This is a genomic window from Bradyrhizobium sp. CCBAU 65884, assembly GCF_028128835.1.
Taxonomy (GTDB): domain Bacteria; phylum Pseudomonadota; class Alphaproteobacteria; order Rhizobiales; family Xanthobacteraceae; genus Bradyrhizobium; species Bradyrhizobium ottawaense.
In genome coordinates, this window is sequence record NZ_LBJU01000123.1 from 23,079 (window position 1) to 43,503 (window position 20,425).

23 protein-coding genes are annotated in these 20,425 nt (G+C 63.7%); 14 read left to right on the forward strand and 9 right to left on the reverse strand.

What is annotated here, in order from left to right:
* The first annotated feature begins 254 nt into the window (after nucleotides 1–254).
* From XI03_RS23945 to XI03_RS23970, 6 genes are all read left to right on the forward strand, one after another.
* Nucleotides 255–1,241 carry an ABC transporter ATP-binding protein gene (locus tag XI03_RS23945; protein WP_271593515.1) on the forward strand — a complete coding sequence of 329 codons (987 nt, stop codon included), beginning with the start codon at nucleotides 255–257 and terminating at the stop codon, nucleotides 1,239–1,241.
* Between the two features lie 42 nt (nucleotides 1,242–1,283).
* Nucleotides 1,284–2,573 (forward strand): ABC transporter substrate-binding protein, encoded by a 1,290-nt coding sequence (locus tag XI03_RS23950; protein ID WP_026202682.1) that lies wholly within the window; start codon nucleotides 1,284–1,286, stop codon nucleotides 2,571–2,573.
* A gap of 4 nt (nucleotides 2,574–2,577) precedes the next feature.
* Nucleotides 2,578–3,537 carry an ABC transporter permease gene (locus XI03_RS23955; RefSeq protein ID WP_271593516.1) on the forward strand — a complete coding sequence of 320 codons (960 nt, stop codon included), beginning with the start codon at nucleotides 2,578–2,580 and terminating at the stop codon, nucleotides 3,535–3,537.
* A 2-nt stretch (nucleotides 3,538–3,539) separates the two neighbouring features.
* Nucleotides 3,540–4,418, forward strand: a complete 879-nt coding sequence (locus XI03_RS23960; protein ID WP_038949910.1) for an ABC transporter permease — start codon at nucleotides 3,540–3,542, stop codon at nucleotides 4,416–4,418.
* A 37-nt stretch (nucleotides 4,419–4,455) separates the two neighbouring features.
* A complete protein-coding gene (locus XI03_RS23965; RefSeq protein WP_271593517.1) occupies nucleotides 4,456–5,187 on the forward strand; it encodes an aspartate/glutamate racemase family protein in 732 nt (243 codons plus the stop codon).
* Nucleotides 5,188–5,364: 177 nt separating this feature from the next.
* Nucleotides 5,365–5,859, forward strand: coding sequence for a hypothetical protein (locus XI03_RS23970; protein ID WP_028141150.1), 495 nt, complete (start codon nucleotides 5,365–5,367; stop codon nucleotides 5,857–5,859).
* 174 nt (nucleotides 5,860–6,033) lie between these two features.
* On the opposite strand, the gene XI03_RS23975 is transcribed toward XI03_RS23970, so the two are convergent.
* Both XI03_RS23975 and XI03_RS23980 read right to left on the reverse strand, forming a co-directional pair.
* On the reverse strand, nucleotides 6,034–6,408 hold the full coding sequence (locus XI03_RS23975) for a hypothetical protein (protein WP_271593518.1): 375 nt from the start codon (nucleotides 6,406–6,408) through the stop codon (nucleotides 6,034–6,036).
* Between the two features lie 103 nt (nucleotides 6,409–6,511).
* Nucleotides 6,512–6,850 carry a hypothetical protein gene (locus XI03_RS23980; protein WP_271593519.1) on the reverse strand — a complete coding sequence of 113 codons (339 nt, stop codon included), beginning with the start codon at nucleotides 6,848–6,850 and terminating at the stop codon, nucleotides 6,512–6,514.
* A gap of 94 nt (nucleotides 6,851–6,944) precedes the next feature.
* Here XI03_RS23980 and XI03_RS23985 point away from each other — a divergent pair, with 94 nt between their 5' ends.
* The gene (locus XI03_RS23985; RefSeq protein WP_162832279.1) at nucleotides 6,945–7,109 is read left to right on the forward strand and encodes a hypothetical protein; all 165 of its coding nucleotides are present in this window, start codon (nucleotides 6,945–6,947) and stop codon (nucleotides 7,107–7,109) included.
* A gap of 28 nt (nucleotides 7,110–7,137) precedes the next feature.
* Here XI03_RS23985 and XI03_RS23990 read toward each other — a convergent pair whose 3' ends face one another.
* From XI03_RS23990 to XI03_RS24000, 3 genes are all read right to left on the reverse strand, one after another.
* The gene (locus XI03_RS23990) at nucleotides 7,138–8,832 is read right to left on the reverse strand and encodes a PAS-domain containing protein (protein ID WP_081494357.1); all 1,695 of its coding nucleotides are present in this window, start codon (nucleotides 8,830–8,832) and stop codon (nucleotides 7,138–7,140) included.
* Nucleotides 8,833–8,960: 128 nt separating this feature from the next.
* Complete coding sequence (locus XI03_RS23995; protein ID WP_038972407.1) at nucleotides 8,961–9,491, reverse strand: gamma carbonic anhydrase family protein; 531 nt, start codon at nucleotides 9,489–9,491, stop codon at nucleotides 8,961–8,963.
* An 89-nt stretch (nucleotides 9,492–9,580) separates the two neighbouring features.
* Nucleotides 9,581–9,910, reverse strand: a complete 330-nt coding sequence (locus XI03_RS24000) for a DUF6949 family protein (protein ID WP_018322105.1) — start codon at nucleotides 9,908–9,910, stop codon at nucleotides 9,581–9,583.
* A 222-nt stretch (nucleotides 9,911–10,132) separates the two neighbouring features.
* Here XI03_RS24000 and XI03_RS24005 point away from each other — a divergent pair, with 222 nt between their 5' ends.
* Complete coding sequence (locus XI03_RS24005; protein WP_028141156.1) at nucleotides 10,133–10,840, forward strand: hypothetical protein; 708 nt, start codon at nucleotides 10,133–10,135, stop codon at nucleotides 10,838–10,840.
* 201 nt (nucleotides 10,841–11,041) lie between these two features.
* On the opposite strand, the gene XI03_RS24010 is transcribed toward XI03_RS24005, so the two are convergent.
* Nucleotides 11,042–11,941, reverse strand: a complete 900-nt coding sequence (locus XI03_RS24010) for an AraC family transcriptional regulator (protein ID WP_244429180.1) — start codon at nucleotides 11,939–11,941, stop codon at nucleotides 11,042–11,044.
* A 197-nt stretch (nucleotides 11,942–12,138) separates the two neighbouring features.
* Between XI03_RS24010 and XI03_RS24015 the strand changes: the two genes are divergently transcribed.
* The 3 genes from XI03_RS24015 to XI03_RS24025 are packed head-to-tail and all read left to right on the forward strand — an operon-like array spanning nucleotide 12,139 to nucleotide 15,886.
* Nucleotides 12,139–14,265, forward strand: coding sequence for a molybdopterin-containing oxidoreductase family protein (locus XI03_RS24015; protein ID WP_271593520.1), 2,127 nt, complete (start codon nucleotides 12,139–12,141; stop codon nucleotides 14,263–14,265).
* 2 nt (nucleotides 14,266–14,267) lie between these two features.
* The gene (locus tag XI03_RS24020; protein ID WP_028141159.1) at nucleotides 14,268–14,573 is read left to right on the forward strand and encodes a ferredoxin family protein; all 306 of its coding nucleotides are present in this window, start codon (nucleotides 14,268–14,270) and stop codon (nucleotides 14,571–14,573) included.
* The gene (locus tag XI03_RS24025; protein ID WP_271593521.1) at nucleotides 14,570–15,886 is read left to right on the forward strand and encodes an FAD-dependent oxidoreductase; all 1,317 of its coding nucleotides are present in this window, start codon (nucleotides 14,570–14,572) and stop codon (nucleotides 15,884–15,886) included. The genes XI03_RS24020 and XI03_RS24025 overlap by 4 nt, the downstream gene beginning before the upstream one ends.
* Nucleotides 15,887–16,022: 136 nt before the next feature.
* Here the strand turns inward: XI03_RS24025 and XI03_RS24030 are convergent, their stop codons facing one another.
* Nucleotides 16,023–16,241 (reverse strand): DUF3126 family protein, encoded by a 219-nt coding sequence (locus XI03_RS24030; RefSeq protein WP_007602550.1) that lies wholly within the window; start codon nucleotides 16,239–16,241, stop codon nucleotides 16,023–16,025.
* A 131-nt stretch (nucleotides 16,242–16,372) separates the two neighbouring features.
* A complete protein-coding gene (gene cysE, locus XI03_RS24035; RefSeq protein WP_038949923.1) occupies nucleotides 16,373–17,197 on the reverse strand; it encodes a serine O-acetyltransferase in 825 nt (274 codons plus the stop codon).
* Between the two features lie 290 nt (nucleotides 17,198–17,487).
* Between cysE and XI03_RS24040 the strand changes: the two genes are divergently transcribed.
* The 3 genes from XI03_RS24040 to XI03_RS24050 all read left to right on the forward strand — a co-directional run bounded on the left by XI03_RS24040 (nucleotide 17,488) and on the right by XI03_RS24050 (nucleotide 19,748).
* Nucleotides 17,488–18,846 carry a hypothetical protein gene (locus tag XI03_RS24040; RefSeq protein WP_271593522.1) on the forward strand — a complete coding sequence of 453 codons (1,359 nt, stop codon included), beginning with the start codon at nucleotides 17,488–17,490 and terminating at the stop codon, nucleotides 18,844–18,846.
* Nucleotides 18,847–18,978: 132 nt separating this feature from the next.
* Nucleotides 18,979–19,293: a YrhB domain-containing protein gene (locus XI03_RS24045; RefSeq protein WP_271593523.1), complete on the forward strand. Its 315-nt coding sequence runs from the start codon at nucleotides 18,979–18,981 to the stop codon at nucleotides 19,291–19,293.
* Between the two features lie 227 nt (nucleotides 19,294–19,520).
* The gene (locus tag XI03_RS24050; RefSeq protein ID WP_271593524.1) at nucleotides 19,521–19,748 is read left to right on the forward strand and encodes a hypothetical protein; all 228 of its coding nucleotides are present in this window, start codon (nucleotides 19,521–19,523) and stop codon (nucleotides 19,746–19,748) included.
* Nucleotides 19,749–19,968: 220 nt separating this feature from the next.
* Here XI03_RS24050 and XI03_RS24055 read toward each other — a convergent pair whose 3' ends face one another.
* A complete protein-coding gene (locus XI03_RS24055; RefSeq protein ID WP_271593525.1) occupies nucleotides 19,969–20,295 on the reverse strand; it encodes a nuclear transport factor 2 family protein in 327 nt (108 codons plus the stop codon).
* Between the last annotated feature and the right edge of the window lie 130 nt (nucleotides 20,296–20,425).

Genomic DNA, 20,425 nt, shown 5'->3' on the forward strand with positions numbered 1-20,425 from the left:
CTAGAGGGCTCGGTCGACGACGTTCGCTTTCGAATGTTAGTCGACGACCTGTATCCAATCACAGGCGAAACTTTATACAATCTTCGCCTATTTTGTGTGCAAATGACCGTGCAGCCGGCGGGCAGCCCGGATGCACCGGATTCCATCTAACGATCTGACTCCGCTGCACAGTTTTGAGAAATCGGCGGACCGAAGCTGGTTGGCACGGACCTTGCGGAGAGAGGCCGGAAGCACCGCCCCTCCCCGGACACGCCATGGCCACTCCCGCCGCTCTCGAACTGGTCGCCGTCACCAAGCGCTACGACACGACGCTGGCGGTGGACACCGTCAATTTGAAGATCCCGGCCGGCACCTATTGCTGCCTGCTCGGCCCGTCCGGCTGCGGCAAGACCTCGACCCTGCGGATGATCGCGGGCCACGAGGCGGTCAGCGGGGGCGACATCATCCTCGGCGCGCAGAACGTCACCGACCTGCCGCCGGCCGAACGCGGCACCGCGATGATGTTCCAGTCCTACGCGCTGTTTCCGCATCTCAGCGTGATCGACAACGTCGCCTTCGCCCTGAAGATGCGCGGCGTCGACAAGCCGACGCGGCACAAGCGCGCCGGCGAACTGCTCGAGCTGGTCGCGATGAGCCAATATGCGGGCCGTCTCCCGGCACAGCTCTCCGGCGGCCAGCAGCAGCGAGTCGCACTCGCCCGCGCGCTGATCACCGAGCCGCAGATCCTCCTGCTCGACGAGCCCCTCTCCGCGCTCGATCCGTTCCTGCGGGTGAAGATGCGCGGTGAATTGAAGCGGCTGCAGCGCGAGCTCGGCATCAGCTTCATCCAGGTCACCCACGGCCAGGAAGAGGCGATGGCGCTCGCCGACCACATCGTGGTGATGAACCACGGCCGGATCGAGCAGCAGGGCACCGCGCGCGACATCTTCCACCATCCCCGCACCGAATTCGTGGCGCGCTTCATCGGCGGCCACAACGTGCTCAGCGACGCCGGCAATCTGATCGCCGTGCGGGCCGATCAGCTCGGCATCGCGCCGTTCGCTGACGGCGTGTTCGGCGCGCCGGCGCGGCTGGTCCAGACCGAGTACCAGGGCTCCTACATCGCCGTCTCGCTCACGCTCGACGACGGCACCGCCCTGTTCTCCCACGTTCCCGAAGCCACTTTCGACGTCCACCCGTTCCGTCCGGGCGATCGCGTGCTGGCCACCTGGGATCCCGCCAAGGCGCAACGCCTGCAATAGCGCCGATCGATCACTGGAATGCGCAACAGAGGAGTGACTGACATGAGCGAGACCACCAGGACAAAGGGCGTCAGCCGCCGCACGCTGCTCAAGGGCACCGCCAGTCTGGCCGGCCTTGCCGCCGGCTCCGGCGCCATCACCGGCTTTCCCTATGTGAAGTCGGCCGAGACCAAGGTGCTGCGCTATCTCGGCACCGCCGTGAACGAGGGCGACGACATCTCCAAGCAGTGCCTGAAGGACACCGGCATCAAGATCGAATACATCACCGCGACCACCGACGACGTCACCAAGCGCGTGATGACCCAGCCGAACTCCTTCGACGTGCTGGACACCGAATATTTCTCGCTGAAGAAGATCGTGCCGTCGGGCAACATCCTTGCGCTCGACGCCAGGAAGATCAAACAGTTCGACAACATCACGCCTGTCTTCACCAAGGGCGAGACGCCCGGTGGCAAGAAGATCGGCGGCCAGGGCACCGCGCCCTGGAAGGTCCTCTATCTCGAAGGCAAGGACTCCAAGAAGTTCGCGACGTCGGCGACTGAATTCGTCACGCTGATCCCGACGGTCTACAACGCCGACACGCTGGGCATCCGCCCCGACCTGATCAAGCGTCCGATCAGCTCCTGGTCCGAGCTGCTCAACCCCGAATTCAAGGGCAAGGCCTCGATCCTCAACATCCCCTCGATCGGCATCATGGACGCCGCAATGGTCGTGGAAGCCACCGGCAAGTACAAATATGCCGACAAGGGCAACATGACCAAGGAAGAGATCGATCTCACCATGAAGGTGATGACCGAGGCCAAGAAAGCCGGCCAGTTCCGCGCGTTCTGGAAAGACTTCAACGAGAGCGTCAACCTGATGGCATCAGGGGAAACCGTGATCCAGTCGATGTGGTCGCCGGCAGTCACCAAGGTCCGCTCGATGGGCATTGCCTGCACCTTCCAGCCGCTGAAGGAAGGCTATCGCTCCTGGGCCTCGGGCTTCTGCGTCTCCAAGGGCGTCTCGGGCGCGAAGCTCGAATGGGCCTATGAGTTCGTGAACTGGTTTCTATCAGGCTATGCCGGCGCCTATCTCAATCGCCAGGGCTATTACTCCGCCGTGCTCTCCACCGCGAAGGCGCATATGGAGCCCTACGAGTGGGCGTATTGGATGGAAGGCAAGCCGGCCGAGAAGGACATCAAGGCACCCGACGGCTCGCTGCTCGAAAAGGCGGGCGCCGTGCGTGACGGCGGCTCCTATGAGGACCGCATGGGCGGCGTCGCCTGCTGGAACGCGGTGATGGACGAGAACGACTACATGGTCCGCAAGTGGAACGAGTTCATCGCAGCGTAATTTGATGGACACGTCAGAGGACATCCTGCAACAGGCATCCCCGGACCTCGTCCGGGGACCCGACACCGCGCGCGCCGCAAAGGCCGCGCGGTTGTCGCCGTCCTTCATCTCCTGGCTCCAGGCCGGGCCGATGATGCTGGTGTTTCTCGCCTTCTTTCTCATTCCGCTGGTCTTCGTCGTCATCGTCTCGTTCTGGGACTACAACGAATACCAGTTGCTGCCGGCGCTCTCCGGCCGCGGTTACACCGACACGTTCGAAGGCTGCATCGCGCAGCTGCCCGATCTCTGCACGATCGGCAAGACTTATGTGAAGACGCTGAAGCTCTGCTTCCTGGTCTGGGCGATCACGCTGTTCATCGGCTTCTGGGTCGCCTATTTCCTCGCCTTCCACGTCAAGTCCAAGACCTGGCAGATGGGATTGTCGCTGCTCTGCACGATCCCGTTCTGGACCTCCAACGTGATCCGCATGATCGCCTGGATCCCGCTGCTCGGGCGCAACGGCCTCGTCAATTCGGGCCTCGTCAAGACCGGCCTGATCAACCACCCGCTGGAATGGCTGCTGTTCTCCGAATTCTCGGTGGTGCTGGCGCTGGTGCACCTCTTCACCTTCTTCATGGTGGTGCCGATCTTCAATTCGATGATCCGCATCGACAAGTCGCTGATCGAGGCCGCCTATGATGCCGGCGCGACCGGCTTCCAGACGCTGGTCAACGTCATCATCCCGCTGGCAAAGCCGGGCATCGTGATCGGCTCGATCTTCGTCATCACCATCGTGATGGGCGACTTCATCACCATCGGCGTGATGGGCGGCCAGCAGATCGCCGCTGCCGGCAAGATCATCGAGACGCGGGTCAACGCGCTGCAATTCCCGGCCGCCGCGGCCAACGCCGTGATCCTGCTCGCGATCACCTTCCTGATCATCACCATGATGTCGCGCATCGTGGACATCAAGAAGGAGCTCTGAGCATGAAGGAAGGACGCCCGCGCTCTTTCTACATCCTCGCGATCTTCTTCGCGGCCTATGTGCTGTTCCTCTACGGCCCGATGATCGCGATCTACGTGCTGTCGTTCCAGGGGCCGCAGGGCGGCCTCACCTTCCCGATGAATGGCGTGTCGACCTTCTGGATCGCAAAATTGTTCCAGGGCACCGGCATCGTCGATCTCGGCGCGGCCTTCCGCCGCTCGCTGCTGCTCGGCATCATCGTGATGATCGTCACCGTCGTACTGTCGGTCGCCGCCGGCATGGCCTTCCGCAGGAAATTCAGGGCGCAGAGCATTCTGTTCTATTCGGCGATCGCCAGCCTGATCGTGCCTTCGATCATCACCTCGCTCGGCATCTCCCTTGAATTTCGCATCATCGACGATCTGATCAAGGCGCATTGGAACGAGAATTTCGAGACCTCGATGGGCCTGCTCACATCGGGTCTCGGCGCACACCTGACCTGGACGTTGCCGTTCGGCCTTCTGATCATGTTCGCGATCTTCAACCGCTTCGATCCCCGCCTCGAGGAAGCCGCGCGCGATCTCGGGGCGACGCCGTGGCAGACGTTCCGCCATGTCGTGCTGCCGATCATCCTGCCTTCCGTGATTGGCATCGGCCTGTTCGGCTTCACGCTATCCTGGGACGAACTCGCCCGCTCCAGCCAGGCGATCGGGGCGGTGAATACGCTGCCGCTCGATCTGCAGGGCCTGACCACCACGGTGACGAATCCCGACATCTATGCGCTCGGCACAGTGATCTCGGCTGTCTCGTTCACGGTGATCACGCTTGCGCTCGGCACCATCCACATGCTCAACAAGCGGCAGGCGGCCAAGGGTTCGGACGCCGGCAAAGGCCTTGTCTGACAAGGGACTTGTCTGCGAAGGGACTCGTCTGATCGAAATGCGACTGCACATCGTCAATCCCAACACCACTGTTACGATGACGGCGAAGATCGCCGCTGCAGCGCGCAGCGTCGCCCTGCCCGGCACGCTGATCGACGCGCGGCAGCCGACGATGGGCCCGGTCTCGATCGAGGGATTTTACGACGAAGCCTTCGCCGTGCCCGGCATGCTCGGCTGCATCCGCGAGGCCGACCGCGATGGTGCGGAGGCCCACATCATCGCCTGCTTCGACGACACCGGCTTGGATGCCGCCCGCGCCATCGCGAAGGCGCCGGTGATCGGCATTGGAGAGGCTGGCTTCCACATGGCGAGCCTGGTCGCCGCGCGCTTTGCCGTGGTGACGACGCTCGGTGTCTCCATCGTCCCGATCGAGCATAATCTCAAGAAGTACGGCCTCGCCGAACGCTGCACCCGCGTCCGCGCCGCCGAGGTCCCGGTGCTCGCGCTCGAGGAGCGCAACACGGACGCGCTCGCAAAGATCTCCACGGAGATCACGGCCGCGATCCGCGACGACCGGGCGGAAGCCATCGTGCTCGGCTGCGCCGGCATGGCCGATCTCGCCGCTGAGCTTGCCACCACCCATGGCCTGCCCGTGATCGACGGCGTCGCTGCTGCGGTGACGCTGGCGGAATCACTGGTGCGGCTGGGCCTGAAGACCTCCCGGCTGGGGCCCTACGCGGCCCCGCGCGCGAAGACCTATTCCGGGCCGTTTGCGCCTTTTCAACCTTGATTCCCGCGCCAGGGCGGAGCCTTGGAAGCCGCAAGGCCCGCTAATTCCTGGTTTTTTGGCCCTTAGCCTCTTTTTGGTCCCATTCCTTGCGGAAACGTAACACTTTCGGGACGCCCCGGCGACCTCTGGTTGCCGGTCTTCGCCACTCACCAAGTTTCAATTTGGGTTTTGTCAGCGATGATCGATCTCGCCCAGGACACACCGTCGAACCCCCTGCTTCGCCTTGGCGCCCAGCCCATCGCGCTGACCGCCGCTGCGCTGCTGCTCCTGATCGCGGGGGTAACCTCGATCGCGATCTGGCGGGCCTATACCGGCGCCGCACCGGAAGCTGACCGGGTGGTGGCATCGCGGCAGCTCCAGGCCCGTACGGCCCAGGCCTCCGAGCAGCTGGTCGAGAAGACCAAGGGGCTGGAGGCGACCCAGCAGGAATCGATCGACCAGCTCCAGGTCGTGCAGGACCAGCTCCAGACGATGAAGCGGCTGATGGCGGCGCAGCAGGCCGACACCAAGCGCCTGTCCGAACAGGTCGCCTCGCTGAACGAGTCCATCGACGGCTTGCGGCAATCGTTCGCCAGCGCACGGGCGAGCGAGGTTGAAGCGCCCTCGGTTACCCGCAGGAAACCGGCGCGGCACCGTGTCCACGCCAGTGCGCGCAAGCGCTCGCGCGGCTAACTCCCCACCTCGCCGTGGAACTTTATTTTTGCCACTTGTGAACTGGATCACATTCGGCCGTATGATTCCGCGCGATGGTCGCGCTTACCGGATGGCGTGAGCCGATTTCAATGTCCGGGGCTGGCAAGGTCGTTGACGGTATACTGCGTCAACGGCCTTGTTTTTTGTGGGACGCTATTCGCAGACGTCCACGCGGCGGATACGCCAGCCCGCCGGCGTCATGACGCGCTTGCGCGCGACGTAGCAGCCGCCATAGCCATCGTTGTAGTCGTCGTAGCCGGTACTATAATAGGTGGGACCGCCGTAATAGGGGTAGCCGTAGCCGTAATAACCGCCATAGTAGCCGGCGCCGGCGATGCCCGCTCCGATCGCGACACCTGGCCAGAAGCCGCCGCCATGCCAATGGCCGCCATGGCCCCAGCCGCCCCCGCCGTGCCCCCAGCCGCCATGTCCCCCGCCATGTCCGCCCCCCCCTGCGTGGGCCACCTGCGGCGCCGACAGCCCGACTGCCGCGACGGCCAGCGCCGCCATCATCATCCTGCGTAACATCACTCGATCCTCCGCGTGGACACGCTCCACGCTTCAAAGCGGGATCAAGCTAACGTCACTTGGGCATTCGGGACAGCCACGCTGTCTCACTTCCGCGCGAGGATCAGCAGCCGCGGCAGATGCTCTTGAGCTTCTTGTCGAGCATCCGATTCTCGGCATTGACGGCGGCATCGGCGCCGCCTCCTGTGCCGCTGCCAGTCGTACCGCCGGAGCCCGGGCCGGATGACTGAGCCGTACCCAGGCTGTTGGTGCCGGGCGGTGGAGCCGGCGAGTTGGCGACGCCACCGCTCGATCCAACGGAGCCTCCAGTCGATCCCGCGGCGCCTCCGGTCGATCCGGCCGAACCGCCGCTCGCCTGCGCGAACGCGACGGCCGGCATCGCTGCGAGGGCGAAGATCACCATCATGGTCTTGATCGAGACGGTTGCAGGCGATGCAGCCATGAGAATTCTCCTTTGCCGGTCAACCGCCGCGGCGAAGGCAGGTTCCGGAACAAATGCCGTCACATCAGCTTGAAAGCGAGGAGGCTCAATCACGATGACCGATCGCGATCCTTTTGCAGAAGGCGAACGCGCCGCGCGCGACAACATTCCGGCCGAGGCCAATCCCTACCTCGGCGGCAGCGACGAGCATGCGCTGTGGGCCGCCGGCCACGAGAAGGTCGCAGGCGCGACCGAAGCGCGCGAATCCGAGGGAAGCTGACGTCCCGCTCCGGATCGCGCACCGATCGCTATGCGGCCGCCACCCTATTCTCGGTCCGGTCCTCGACCATGGTCACGAACATGTGGGACTCTTCGCTGGCGCCGCCGATCTGAACCCGCCGTGCGGAGATCACGCGACGCCCGCGCGCGGGATTGTCGATGGTGTCGATGATCGGCGCGAGCTGCTGCTTCTGCGCGAGCAGCTGCTTGTCGCGCCGCTCGATCAGCTCGGCCGCCTCCGGGGAGAACAATTCCCGCGCGGTCTTGCCGATGATCTCGCCGCGCGACATGCCGATCATCTTCTCGGCCGCCTTGTTGACGAAGACGTAGCGCAGATTGCGCGCATCCTTGGCGATGATGCCCTCGGCCACGTTCTCGATGATGGTGGCGAGGAAGCGCTCCATCCGCTCGAGAATGCGCTCGCGCTGACGCTGTTCGGTGACGTCCTCCTGCACGGAAACCCAGCCGCCGCCGTCCATCGGACGCTCGTAGATCTTGATGATGCGGCCGTCGTTCAAGGCGATCTCGTAGGCCGCCGGCTCGCGCCTGGCGATCCGGTCGAGAACGGCCGCGACATATTTCGCGACGTCGCCGCTGAACAGCCCGCTCTTGACCCGGTGCTGGAGGATATCCTCGAGGGTCGATCCAGCCTGGATCGTCTCGGGCAGATTGTAGATCTGCCGGTAGTTCGAGTTCATCGCGACCACGACCGCCTTGCCGTCGAGCATGATCAGTCCCTGCGGCATGCTGTTGATAGCGGCCGAGAGCTGCCACTTCTTGGCCTGGTACTTGTCGTTGAATTGGTCGCGCTCGGTCCTCGCGGCGTCGCGCGCCTGGGCGGTGCCGAGCTCGAGCTCCTCGAGCTCGAAGATGCGCGCGACGGCGTCGCGGAAGTTCTGCACGGCGCGCGCAAGACGTCCGATCTCGTCGTGACGGCCGAGATGCGGCACCTCGCTCTTGACGTCGCCCTGCGCGATCCGGTCGGTCGCCTGCGTGATATCGGCCAGGGCGCCGACGACCGAACTGCGCATGACGACGACGTTGAGCGCCGCCAGCATCAAGGCGGCGAGTCCGAGTGCGAACAGATAGGCAGCCGCATAGCGGTTCTCATTGGCAAGCTCGTCCGCCTCGCGGGCGCGCTGCTGGTAGATGCGCTCGAGCGCCTCGATATCGCTGTTGAGCTTGCTGCGCACGGTGCGGTTGGCGTCGTTGTCGCCCCATTCGCGCCCCGCGGCCGGGCTGATCTCGATCCCGCGCCGCACCAGTTCCTGACGGAAGTCGATGAATTGCATGATGCGCTGGCGGAAGCTCGCGAACAGCTCGGCGTCGTCGTTGCCGACGTTCTTCTCCATGCTCTTCACGGCCTCGGCGAGCTCGTGGTTGCGCCGCACCAGCCCGTCCGCGAACGGCTTCATCGCACGACGATCGGCCGACATGTAGATGCCGCGTGATTCCATCACGATGGCATAGATCAGCGCATTGATGCGCCCGACGCCGATCGCCGCCTCGGCGGCGGTGACATGCATGTGGCGATACGTCGTCTGCAAGCGTACGGACTGGACCGACATCACGAGGAGGAAGGTGGTGACGATCGCAAGGAAGGCGGCAATGCTGTAGACCTTCTCGGCGACCGTCAGCGTGTCGGCGCCGCGCGCGAGTCTTACGAACTTCTTCAATAGATTGGTTCCGGCACCGAAGCCGGATCCCAGCGCCGTCGCATCCATGGCGCCGCTCCTCCTGGTTGAAAACGCTCAACAATAAGCGTGATCGCGCTAGCGGAGGATTAAAGTACCGGCCTGTATTTGTACGGTACGGAACCGTGCCACTGGGCGGACCGGCCGCGCAGACTTTCTCAACCGATCCGCTTCAAGCCCTTTTTGAAGCGCGGACCATTGGCGACGTAGAACCTGGCCGCGCTTCCCATTCGCTGCACCTGGGCGTCGTCGAGCGTGCGGATCACGCGCGCCGGTGAGCCGATGATCAGGGAACGTTCGGCAAACTCCTTGCCCTCGGTGATGACGGAACCGGCTCCGACGATGCTGTTGCGGCCGATCTTCGCCCCGTTCATTACGATCGAGCCCATGCCGATCAGCGCGCCCTCCTCGATGGTGCAGCCATGAAGGATGACATTGTGGCCAACCGTGCAGTTCCGGCCGATGTGAAGCGGAAAGCCGAGATCGGTGTGGCAGGTCGAGCCGTCCTGCACATTGGCGCCCTCGCCGATCTCGATCCATTCATTGTCGCCGCGCAGCACCGCGCCGAACCAGACGCTCGCACCCGGCTTCAGGCGCACGCGGCCGATCACGGTGGCGGTCTCGGCGATGAAATAATTGCCGTCGGCGGGAAGGTCGGGCGCCTGCCCGTCGAGTTCGTAGATCGCCATGGAGGTCTCCTGTCGCGTTGACCACTGGCATAGCCAAACGGCAGCCGCGACGCAAAGGCCCCGCGCCGGCAGCGCTCAATGCGCGGGCGTCAGCCCAGAACGCCGGCCGCGCGCAACGTCATCAGGAAGAAGGTGCCGCTCATCATGCTCCAGAAGCCGGCGATGAGGGTCGCCATCATCACGAACTCGGCACGGCGGCTTTCCACGCGCATGCCGCGCAGCGTGTTGCGCATGATGATGAAGGGCGCGGCGAACACCAGGAACGGCACCGCAGCGAAGGTCTTCGGCGCCACGCCGTCCTGCAGCAGGCCGAAGCCGGCGGGCCGCTGCGCCAGCGCCTGGTATCCGTTCACGAGCGCACCCGCGAGCGCGAAACCAATGCAGATCGAGAAGAAGGTGTTGAAAGCTTCAGGTGTCATCGGAACGGTCCGCCCTTACGCAACGCCGAGCATTCCTGTGACAAATGGTGCCGGTTAACGCTACATTATCCTTAAGGGAAGGTTAACGCCGCCGTCCCGTCCACGCAGGGCCGTCCCCGCCCCCCGCAGCCGGGAACGCTGCGCGAAATCGGCGCCGCATGGCATATTCGCCGCTGATTCGTCGGCCACCGGCCGACTTCCGGCTCGACCTCGCGCAAGCTCATGACGGTGTTTTCGGCAGTTCCCCACAGGTCCCCCCGCACGCGCACCTGGGCGCATGCCGTCCCGATCGTGCTCGGCGGCATTGCTGCGGTGTGCGCGGTCGCGCTCGTCGCCTATCTGTTGTGGCCGACCTGGGGCACCCGCGGCGCGAACGCCCCGGACAAGCTGCCGGTGAGCGTCGGCGGCACGCTGTTCAACCTGCCGGTGACGGCGATCCGCATGAAGATCCAGCGGCACTCCGGACCGCAGGAGCGTATCGACCTCGACTTCCTCTATCCCTCTCTGGAGCCGCCCGGCACGCCAAAGCACGTCACCGCCGACACGGTGGAAGCGGCGGTGCAATCGATCGACCGCATCTTCCTGTCGATCACAGCCCATCACGATGCGCTCTCGCCCGAGCAGCGAACTGCGACGATCTATCCGCGCTATCTCGACCAGGCAGCAGCGATGCCCGCGGACGGCCTGACGATGCGGATGTTCCGTGCTGACACGCCCTACGGCAGCGAAGATTTCTATTCGGCTGCAAGCCCCGCGCTGACCGCGCGCTGCACCCGCGATGCGTCAACGCCCGGCATGTGCCTGTCCGAGCGCCGCGTCGGCGGCGCCGACCTCACCTTCCGCTTTCCGCGCAGCTGGCTGTCACAGTGGCGCGATGCGGCGGAGGCGATGGACAGGCTGACGGCGCAGTTGCGCGGACCGAAGGGGTAAGCGCGGCCGCGAGATCGGCTTGCAGGCCGGGCTCAACCCCTCACCGAACAAAATCTCGAAAACAACCCCATGCACAGTAGCCAAGTCACGGCCGCACTTCGTATTTTTAAATATTCATTATTTCCGAATTAGAGCTTGACCCATCGGGCAAAACCCGTGGGGATCTCAAGGCCACATCATCCAGACTTGATGCGGGCAGGCTCAATCCTGCCCCTTCCGCGCCCGATAATGGCTCGGCGTCGTCCCGACCGCCTTGCGGAAGGCGCGGTTGAAATTGGCCTGCGAGGAAAATCCCGCGGCAAAGGCGATATCGACCAGCGGGCGATCGCTGGTCGACAGGAGCCGCTTGGCGAGATCGAGGCGCTGACGGCTGACATATTCGTGCGGTGCAGTTCCGGTCGCCGCCTTGAAGCTGCGGGAGAAATGCGCCGGGCTCATGCAGGCCACAGATGCAAGATCCTTCACGGTGAACTCGCGCTCGACGGATGCTTCGATGAATTCCGTGACGCGCGACAGGCGCCTCGCATCGAGCGGTTTCTGCACGGCATAGGATTGCTTCAGCCGGACTGAACTGGCGGCGTAGCTGTGCACCAGATGGGCGGACAAGGCCCGCCCCAGGCTTTCGATCAAAAGGCGGCCTGTGGAGGTCTCCTGCGCGAGCTCCGCGAGAATGCGGTCCGCGACGTGCTCGATGAACATGTCCCGGTCGATGCTCTCGTAGCGGATCGACATGCCCGAGGGATCGATGTCGAGATCCCTGAGCATGGTGTCGTCGAACGGCTTGCCCGGAAGAAAGAGATGCAGGCATTCCTGCATCTGGTCCTCGACGCGGATGAAGTCTTCGCGGATGCCGGCCGGGCAGAGCCAGACGGTGCCTCTCCTGCCGAAGGTGCGCTGCCGCATGCCGGCGCCTTCGCGGTCGACGACCGAGCTGCCGCGGAGCAATATCGCGATCTCGGTGTCGCGCGGCAATTGCGGAGGGAGGTCGCCCGGCTCATGACTCCATCGTTCGGCCAGGAGATGCCCCCACCGCCGGTCGTTGGACGTCTGGAGCATTCTGCCGGTCACATATTTATCGACAGAGTTGCCAAGCATACCCATCGGAAATCTCCGCCAGATCACGCGATGTATGGGTAGAGAGGTATTGCCGGTTCAGGCAATTAGCATGCCAGAGAACCGGCAAGGCGTCCACCGGCCGAGAGCAGTCCGGGACAACAACACCGCACGTTTTGAAAAGCCAGGGCGCGCCCGGCCGCCGCATCCTTCGGACCGTCTTGAATCAGGAAGCGGAGAGATCCATGGCGAGGTCCACGGTCATAGGCGCATGCCCCCACGACTGCCCCGACACCTGCTCCATCCTGACCACGGTCGAGGACGGCAAGGCGATTGCCGTCCGCGGCAATCCTGATCACCCGTTCACGCGCGGACGCCTCTGCGTCAAGGTCAACAATTACGAGGAGCGCGTCTACAGCGACAAGCGCGTCCTCTTTCCGCTGAAGCGGGTCGGCCCGAAGGGCTCCCGGCAATTCCAGCGGATCTCCTGGGACGAAGCCATCGACACCATCGCATCGCGCTGGAAATCAGTGATCGCCGAGCACGGCGCGCAGGCGATCCTGCCCTACAGCTATCTGGGCACGCAGGGCATCATCAACGGGTTGAATGTCGGAGATCCCCTCTTCAACAAGTTAGGGGCGACGGTTCTGGAGCGCACCTTCTGCGACTCTGCCTCTTGCACAGCGTACATGATGACGATCGGGCACACGCCCGGCGTCGACCCCGAAAGCTTCGTGCACTCGAAATACATCATCCTGTGGGCCTGCAACACGCTGAGCACGAACTCGCATCACTGGCCGTTCATCGAGCAGGCAAAAAAGGCCGGCGCCAAGCTCATCGTGATCGATCCCGTCCGCACCCGCACCGCGCGCCTCGCCGACTGGCACATTCCGATCCGGCCCGGCACTGACGCCGCGCTCGCGCTGGCGATGATCCACGTCATCATCAAGGAGAACCTGGTCGATCGCGATTACGTCGACAAATACACCATCGGCTACGACGAGCTGGTGGACCGCGCGGCGAGCTACACCCCGGAATTTGCGTCGCAGGAAACTGGCATTCCCGTCGACGACATCCTCAAGCTGGCCAGAGAATTTGCGACCACACCGCCCGCCGTCATACGCATCGGCGTCGCGGTCGAGCGGCATGCCGGCGGCGGCCAGACCGTGCGTGCGATCGCCTGCCTTCCGGGGCTGATCGGCGCCTGGAAGCATGTCGGTGGCGGCCTGCTCCAGCTGCCGATCTGGGCCTTCCCGGTCAGATGGGACGTCTTGATGCGGCCCGACCTCCAGCCCGAGAAGATGCGCGTGCTGAACTCCTGGCGCCTCGGCCCGGCGTTGACCGGCGAACTCGGCTTCGACCCGCCGATCAAGGCGCTGTTCGTCTACAACGCCAACCCGATGGCGATGGTGAGCGAACAGGCCAAGCTCGAAAATGGGCTCGGACGCGAGGATCTCTTCACCGTCGTCAGCGAGCACTTCCTGACCGACACCGCCAGATATGCCGACATCGTTTTGCCCGCAACCACGCAGCTCGAGCAGAAGGACATCATGTTCTCCTGGGGGCACCTTTACCTCTCCTACAACAACCAGGCGATCGCGCCGCTTGGCGAAGCCGTCTCCAACACCGAGCTGTTCCGCCGCCTGGCGCGCGCAATGGGCATCACCGACCCCACTTTCTTCCGGACCGACGACGAAATCATCGAAGCTTCGCTCGACTGGAGCAATCCGGTTCTCGAAGGCATCACGCTCGACGGCGTCAAGACCAAGGGCTATGCGCGCCTCAACATGCCGGCGCCCGCCGACTGGGCGCCGCATCGCGAGGGCAATTTCCCGACCGCCTCCGGCAAGTGCGAATTCAAATCGACGATCGCGGGCGGCGGCAACTTCGTGGTGCCGCTGTTCCGCCAGGGCTACAATGGCGACCAGGATGCCACGCCCGTCGATCCCCTGCCCCACTACATCCCGCCCAACGAGAACCCGCGCACGGCGCCGGTGCTCGCGACGCGCTACCCGCTCAGCCTGATCTCGCCGAAGAGTCACGCCTTCCTGAACTCGAATTACGGCAATCTTCCCGCGCAAACCGCCCAGGCCGGCGAAGAACAGGCGGTGCTTCTCAATCCCGATGATGCCGCACAGCGCGGGATCGTCGCCGGCGCGCCCATTCGCGTGTTCAACGATCGGGGCTCATTCGAAGCCTTTGCGACCGTTTCGTCCGATATCATGCCTGGAGTCGTGGTGGCGCCGTCCGGTTACTGGCAGCGGTCCAATCGCAAGGGCGCGACGGTCCACGTGCTGACGCCGCCGGCGTTCGCCGACCTCGGCCGGGCCCCGACCTTCTCCGACATCCTCGTCCAAGTCAGCGGGGCCTGACGATGACTTATGTGGTCACCGACAATTGCCGGGGGTGCCGATACACCGAATGCGTCACGGTGTGTCCCGTCGAGTGTTTTCACCTCGATGAGTCCATGACCTATATCGATCCGGAAAACTGCATCGACTGCGGCGGCTGCGCGCCGGCCTGCCCGGTCGGTGCGATCGAGCCCGACTATCGCCTCGCAGCCGACAAAAAATTCTGGATCGACGTCAACCGCAAGCGCGCTGCCGAAACTCCCGTCATCAGTGGCCGCCTGCCGGCGCTGCCCGGAGCGGACGAACGCCGGCAGGCGCTGGGCCGATGACAGGCCTCGCTGCAAGCGAAGTCCGCGTCGCCATCGTCGGCAGCGGACCGAGCGGCTTCTACACGGCCGAGGCCCTCTTGCGTTCGGGTGCATCTGTGACGGTCGACATGTTCGAACGGCTCCCGGTGCCGTACGGGCTGGTGCGGTTCGGCGTGGCGCCCGACCACCCGAAGCTCAAGCAGGTGACGGCAGCGTTCGACCGCATCGCCGCCATGCCCGGCTTTCGCTTCTTCGGCGGTGTCACGGTCGGAGACGATGTCACGGTCGACGAGCTGCGTGAGGCCTACAACGCCGTCGTGTTGGCAACGGGCGCCGAACTGAGCCGGCCGCTGGGCATTCCGGGCGAGGCGCTGCCGGGGAGCCACAGCGCCGGCGATTTCGTCGCGTGGTACAACGGACACCCCGATTTCGCCGATCTCAGCTTCAATCTCGACCATCAGGCGGCAATCATCATCGGTCACGGCAATGTCGCACTCGACGTCGCACGCATTCTCGCCAAGACCGCCGACGAGCTGCGACAGACCGACATCGCGCGCCACGCGCTCGAGGTGCTGGCGGCGAGCCGGATTCGCCAGATCTCCATCGTCGGCCGCGGCGGACCGGTGCAGGCCAAATTCAGCGCCAAGGAATTGCGCGATTTCCTCGAATTGAGGTCATGCGACACGCTCGTCGACGACCGCGATGTCACGCCGAAGGACTTCGAACCGCAGCATCCCGCAGATCCGGAGCTGGTCGAGAAGCTGTCGCTGCTGCGCGGATTTTCGCAAGCGGCTGCGACCAGGCCGCGCCATTGTGTCTTTCGATTTGGCTTCTCGCCCTTCGCGATCCACGGACGAGGCCGGGTGGAGACCCTCTCGGTGACGCACCGGTCCGGCGCCGTCGAGGACATCGCCGGCGGCCTCGTGTTCGGCAGCGTCGGCCGCAGGACGGCGCCCGTCACCGGCGTACCCTACGACACACATCGCGGCGTTCATGCCAATGCCAATGGACGTGTCACGAACGGGCATTGCGTGATCGAGGGCCTCTATGCCTGCGGATGGAGCAAGCGCGGTCCGAACGGCACGATCGGCACCAATCGCGGCTGCGGCATCGCCACGGCAGAGGCCGTGCTGGCAGATCTTGCGCATCGGCGAGCGCGCCCGGACACGCCGGATGCGCTGCTGGCACGCGTCGTCGGCCGCGTCACCCGCGTCGTGAGCTATCCGGACTGGATGGTGATCGATACTGCCGAGAAATCCAGGGGAGCCCTGCTCGGCAAGCCGCGGGAAAAATTCGTCACAATCCCCGACATGCTCGCAGCGGTGGGCGCGTAACCCCGGAACCGATCGCGCTACCGGACCGCGCTAAAGCGCGATGCGATCAGGATGAATCGTCATCGCGCTTCAGGTTGTTGTTCAAGCATGATCTTTTCGGAAAACCGCTGCGCACTTTTCCGGACCACGCTCGCATCTACTCCTGATCGACGAGATCGTCCTCGAGGATCGCCATCTGGAACTGGAACGAGCGATCGTCGTCCTCGTCGTCGACGAAGAGCACGCCGATGAACTCCTCGCCGATATAGACTTCGGCGGAATCGTCCTTCTTCGGCCGCGGCACGACGCGGATCTTGGGATTGCCGAATACGCGCTTCAAATACGCATCTAACTTTCTGACTTCTTTGACGTCCACGGCAAGTCTCCGATCGAAAATGGTCGGCGGGTTTTAGGACGAGACGCGACGAACCGCCAGCATGAATTGCCAAAGAATTTGGGGACCGAAAGGGCCGGAAATCCGGCCCTTTTCGCCTTCAAGGCCAGGTCTTAAAGCCCCATCGCGTTGATCATCTGATCCATCGTGCGCGACGGTTCGGCGCAGCCGGCCTCGCCGACGACCTTGGCAGGCACGCCCGCGACGGTCACGTTGTGCGGCACGGGCTTGACCACGACCGAGCCGGCCGCGATGCGCGCGCAATGGCCGATCTCGATGTTGCCGAGGATCTTTGCGCCGGCGCCGATCAGGACGCCGTGCCGGATCTTCGGATGACGGTCCTCGTTCTCCTTGCCGGTGCCACCGAGCGTGACGCCGTGCAGGATCGAGACGTCGTCCTCGATCACCGCCGTCTCACCGCAGACGAAGCCGGTGGCGTGGTCGAGGAAGATGCCGCGGCCGATGCGCGCGGCAGGATTGATGTCGGTCTGGAACACCGCGGAGGCGCGGCTCTGGAGATAATACGAGAAATCCTTGCGGCCTCTCAGATAGAGCCAGTGCGCGAGGCGATGGGTCTGGATCGCGTGAAAGCCCTTGAAGTAGAGCAAGGGATCGATGAAGCGCGAGGTCGCGGGATCGCGGTCGTAGACGGCCACGAGATCGGCGCGGAAGGCGTTGCCAAGATCGGGATCGTCGCGCAGCGCGTCCATATAGGCCTGGCGCACCAAGTCGCCCGACAATGCGGAGTGATCGAGCCGCTCGGCGACGCGGTGGACCACCGAATCCTCAAGGCGGCTGTGATGCAGCACGGACGAATAGATGAAAGTCGCAAGCTCCGGCTCGCGACGGACGATGTCCTCCGCTTCGCCCCGGATCCGATCCCAGATCGGATCGAGCGATGCGAGCTTTCCTCCCGGATTGACCTGATGCACTGCCATGGATTTGCTCTTTGGGATTTGCTCTTTCGAGTGGGCTCGTTTTGCCCGCTCTATAGCATAGTTTAGGCGACGAAGTCCTGACCGGCTTGCCTGAGAGTGAACAGCGCCTTGCCCCGCGAAGCATGCCAAGACGTTGAAACAAAAGATTTTTTTCGAAGCCCCCAAGCGGCAAGGTTGGCTCAAAGTGGTCAGAGTTTTGCCAAATTCAAGTCGGGCGGCGTCAAACTATTGGTGAATTCTCTCCCGACCGTTATTGCGAGCATGGTTCGGGGCGAGGACGGGGAGCAGATTTGAGCATCACCACCGATCAATTGCGCGGGCGCGCCGCGGATACGCTTTGGCTGCGTCTGGCGGCGATGGCCCTGCCCCTCCTGATGATCGCGCCGGCGTTCTGGAACGGCTACCCGCTGTTGCAATGGGATACCGGCGGCTATCTGGCGCGCTGGTACGAGGGCTATCTCGTCCCGAGCCGCTCCACGGTGTTCGGCCTCTATCTGCACTATGGCGAAAGTTTTGGCTTCTGGATCAACCTCGCGGTCCAGTCGCTGGCAACGCTATGGCTGTTGCAGCTCACCCTGCGCGTGCTCTCGATGATGCAGACCTTTCGCTTCGTCGCGATCAGCCTTGGCCTGATCCTGTCGACCGCGCTGCCCTGGCTTGCGAGCATGCTGCTCACCGACATCTTTGCCGGCCTCTCGGTGCTGTCGCTGTTTCTCCTGGTCGTCGGCGCAAGCCGCACCTCGGCGCTCGAGAAAATCTCGTTGTTCGTCTTCACCGCCTTTGCCGCCGCCACCCACAGCGCCACGCTCGGCGTGCTGCTCGGTCTTTGCGTCGCGGGCTGGATCGCCCGGCCGTTTCTCAAGGAGCGCCTACCGCTGGCGGGATTGGCGCAGGCCAGCCTCAGCATCGTTGCGGGCGGCCTGATGCTGGTCTCGGCGAATTATGCGCTGTCCGGCAAGCTGGCCTGGACGCCCGGCGGTTACGGCGTCGCCTTCGGCCGCATGATGCAGGACGGCATCGTCGCGCGCTACCTCGACGACCATTGCCCGCGCGAACGCTACAAGCTCTGTCCCTATCGCAATGAGCTGCCGGCGAGCGCCGACGAGTTCCTGTGGGGCAAGAGCATGTTCAACACGCTTGGCCGCTTCGAAGGCATGAACGAGGAGATGGGTTACATCGTCGTGCAGTCGCTTAGGGATTATCCGGCCTGGCAGGTCGGCGCGGCGTTGCGGGCGATGGGCCAGCAATTGCTGCATGTCGCGACCGGCGAAGGCACCAATGGCTGGATCCCGCACACCCGTGGCATCATCGAGCGCTACATCCCCGCGCAGGCCGCGCCGATGCGCTCCGCGCGACAGCAGAATTGGCAGCTCGACTTCACCGCGATCAACTGGCTGCACGTGCCGGTGGCGCTGGCCTCGATGCTGGCCCTGGTCGCGCTGCTCGGCAACGCGCTGGCAAACCGCCGGCTCGACGAGCTGACGCTGCTGGCGGCGACCGTGACGCTGGCCCTGCTCGGCAACGCCTTCATCTGCGCCGTCATCTCCGGCCCGCACGACCGCTACGGCGCGCGGATGGTGTGGGTTGCGACGTTCGTGGTGCTGATGGCGGTGGGGCGGCGGTTTGGCGACGACGTCAAAGCGCGATGAGATTGGGGCGATGCATCCCCGTTGCGAACGCAGGCGGCTTGCGGTCTCACGAATATTTGGCCAATCATGCTTGCCGCTTAGTCCAGCCGTGAGCTTGGCGGCACTTCACAGAGCCCCGTGGAATAGTGACACATGGACTTCGAAAAGGCGGCAGCACTTGCAGGAGCCTGGGTGGACATTCTTTGCGAGGGACAGGCACGCATTATGCGTGAAGCCACCATTGCGAAACCCTACGGGTGGATATTTTTTTATCAATCCAACCAGTACCTCGATGCCGACGACGGTTCAGCAGTGCTTGTTGGTAACGCGCCGCTCATCGTGGACAGAAATACGGGTGAGTTACGTGTAACAGGCACAGCAAGGCCGCTGGAGCACTATTTGGCGGAGTACGAGAAAACACTCCCTCCTGCATCGCTTCAACGCACACCACAGCCTCCCACTTGGTAGCCGGCGCCAACGGCTAGAGCATCGGGGCGGAATGCCGCCTGTTTGGCCCTTTGCTGCCCCCGGCCCGCCTCGAGCTGAGGCCCGATAACCGCCCTTAGCGGGCTCCAGGATGCCAAAAGGTCAGCGGCCGGCGCCGGAATTCCCGCACGTTCCTAGGAACAAAATTTAATTTATTTAATTTATTTAATGTGATTTAATCGTTTTTTACCCCTTCCGGAGAAACTGCAATGCCAGACCAGGACGACGACCGACGGGAATTCTTGAAGACCTGCGGAAAGTTCGCCGCCGTGACGCCGCCGACCATCACCCTTTTGCTATCGACCTCCCTCACGTCCAACGCGATTGCACAGTCTGGCGGGAGGGCGGTCCACCACCATCAGCACCATGGCAACAATGGCTGGGGCAACGGCGGCCGCGATGGCAGCCCCAACGGGAAGGACGATGGAGGCCGCTGAGCCGACGCGCGACCTCCGGAAGGAGACACAATGCAGCCCAGGCGCCGCGACGTAGATTGGCACTTCGCCTCCACGATCGTCTCGTTGATATGGCTAGTGATCTTGGCTGCCGCGCTTATAGCGGTGCTCCTCCGAGCCCAATCCTGAACGCACCGTGCTCCCGGGAGAGGCATCAGTTCGCATCGCATTGACCGCGAACTGGTGCCTTTCCTATCGCACGTCAGTTTGCAGGTCCGCAGGTATGCATCGCTACCTGGCCAGCGGCGTTGAACTTCAAGACCGCGCTGACCAGGCCTTCGGGCACGACGTAAGAGATCAGCGCTCCCTCCCCGGCCTGCTGTAAGTTGTCGAGCGTCGACGCAGGATATTGGATCATGCGATCGACCCAATACGCGCGATGACCTTCGGGCCCTGTAATGGTCTTCGTGCAACCGCAGCCGCAGACGATGACCGCATCTTCAGCGTACATCCGCAAGATCGTATCGACATCGCCGGCGCGGTAGGCGTCTAACCAATCGACCGCCGCGGCCATCGCGTCAAAGGACATACAAACACCTCGATGCCAAAAATCGAGATTTGGCCGGCGTACCAGCTAAGTCTCTCTTTCGAGAATTTTGGTGTCCTCGCCAGGTTAGGACCATATGCCGAAAGTCATAGCCTCAACGGCAAGTGGAACG

What these genes read in the sequence shown, in the direction of transcription:
- XI03_RS23990 (WP_081494357.1), bottom strand. Translation starts at nt 8,832, where the DNA reads ATGGATGCGACGGCGCTGGGATCCGGCTTCGGTGCCGGAACCAATCTA.
- XI03_RS23950 (WP_026202682.1), top strand. Translation starts at nt 1,284, where the DNA reads ATGAGCGAGACCACCAGGACAAAGGGCGTCAGCCGCCGCACGCTGCTC.
- XI03_RS23975 (WP_271593518.1), bottom strand. Translation starts at nt 6,408, where the DNA reads ATGTTACGCAGGATGATGATGGCGGCGCTGGCCGTCGCGGCAGTCGGG.
- XI03_RS24010 (WP_244429180.1), bottom strand. Translation starts at nt 11,941, where the DNA reads ATGGGTATGCTTGGCAACTCTGTCGATAAATATGTGACCGGCAGAATG.
- XI03_RS24020 (WP_028141159.1), top strand. Translation starts at nt 14,268, where the DNA reads ATGACTTATGTGGTCACCGACAATTGCCGGGGGTGCCGATACACCGAA.
- XI03_RS24015 (WP_271593520.1), top strand. Translation starts at nt 12,139, where the DNA reads ATGGCGAGGTCCACGGTCATAGGCGCATGCCCCCACGACTGCCCCGAC.
- XI03_RS23955 (WP_271593516.1), top strand. Translation starts at nt 2,578, where the DNA reads ATGGACACGTCAGAGGACATCCTGCAACAGGCATCCCCGGACCTCGTC.
- XI03_RS23945 (WP_271593515.1), top strand. Translation starts at nt 255, where the DNA reads ATGGCCACTCCCGCCGCTCTCGAACTGGTCGCCGTCACCAAGCGCTAC.
- XI03_RS24000 (WP_018322105.1), bottom strand. Translation starts at nt 9,910, where the DNA reads ATGACACCTGAAGCTTTCAACACCTTCTTCTCGATCTGCATTGGTTTC.
- XI03_RS24050 (WP_271593524.1), top strand. Translation starts at nt 19,521, where the DNA reads ATGCCAGACCAGGACGACGACCGACGGGAATTCTTGAAGACCTGCGGA.
- cysE (WP_038949923.1), bottom strand. Translation starts at nt 17,197, where the DNA reads ATGGCAGTGCATCAGGTCAATCCGGGAGGAAAGCTCGCATCGCTCGAT.
- XI03_RS23960 (WP_038949910.1), top strand. Translation starts at nt 3,540, where the DNA reads ATGAAGGAAGGACGCCCGCGCTCTTTCTACATCCTCGCGATCTTCTTC.
- XI03_RS23965 (WP_271593517.1), top strand. Translation starts at nt 4,456, where the DNA reads ATGCGACTGCACATCGTCAATCCCAACACCACTGTTACGATGACGGCG.
- XI03_RS23970 (WP_028141150.1), top strand. Translation starts at nt 5,365, where the DNA reads ATGATCGATCTCGCCCAGGACACACCGTCGAACCCCCTGCTTCGCCTT.
- XI03_RS24045 (WP_271593523.1), top strand. Translation starts at nt 18,979, where the DNA reads ATGGACTTCGAAAAGGCGGCAGCACTTGCAGGAGCCTGGGTGGACATT.
- XI03_RS24005 (WP_028141156.1), top strand. Translation starts at nt 10,133, where the DNA reads ATGACGGTGTTTTCGGCAGTTCCCCACAGGTCCCCCCGCACGCGCACC.
- XI03_RS23980 (WP_271593519.1), bottom strand. Translation starts at nt 6,850, where the DNA reads ATGGCTGCATCGCCTGCAACCGTCTCGATCAAGACCATGATGGTGATC.
- XI03_RS24055 (WP_271593525.1), bottom strand. Translation starts at nt 20,295, where the DNA reads ATGTCCTTTGACGCGATGGCCGCGGCGGTCGATTGGTTAGACGCCTAC.
- XI03_RS24025 (WP_271593521.1), top strand. Translation starts at nt 14,570, where the DNA reads ATGACAGGCCTCGCTGCAAGCGAAGTCCGCGTCGCCATCGTCGGCAGC.
- XI03_RS23995 (WP_038972407.1), bottom strand. Translation starts at nt 9,491, where the DNA reads ATGGCGATCTACGAACTCGACGGGCAGGCGCCCGACCTTCCCGCCGAC.
- XI03_RS23985 (WP_162832279.1), top strand. Translation starts at nt 6,945, where the DNA reads ATGACCGATCGCGATCCTTTTGCAGAAGGCGAACGCGCCGCGCGCGAC.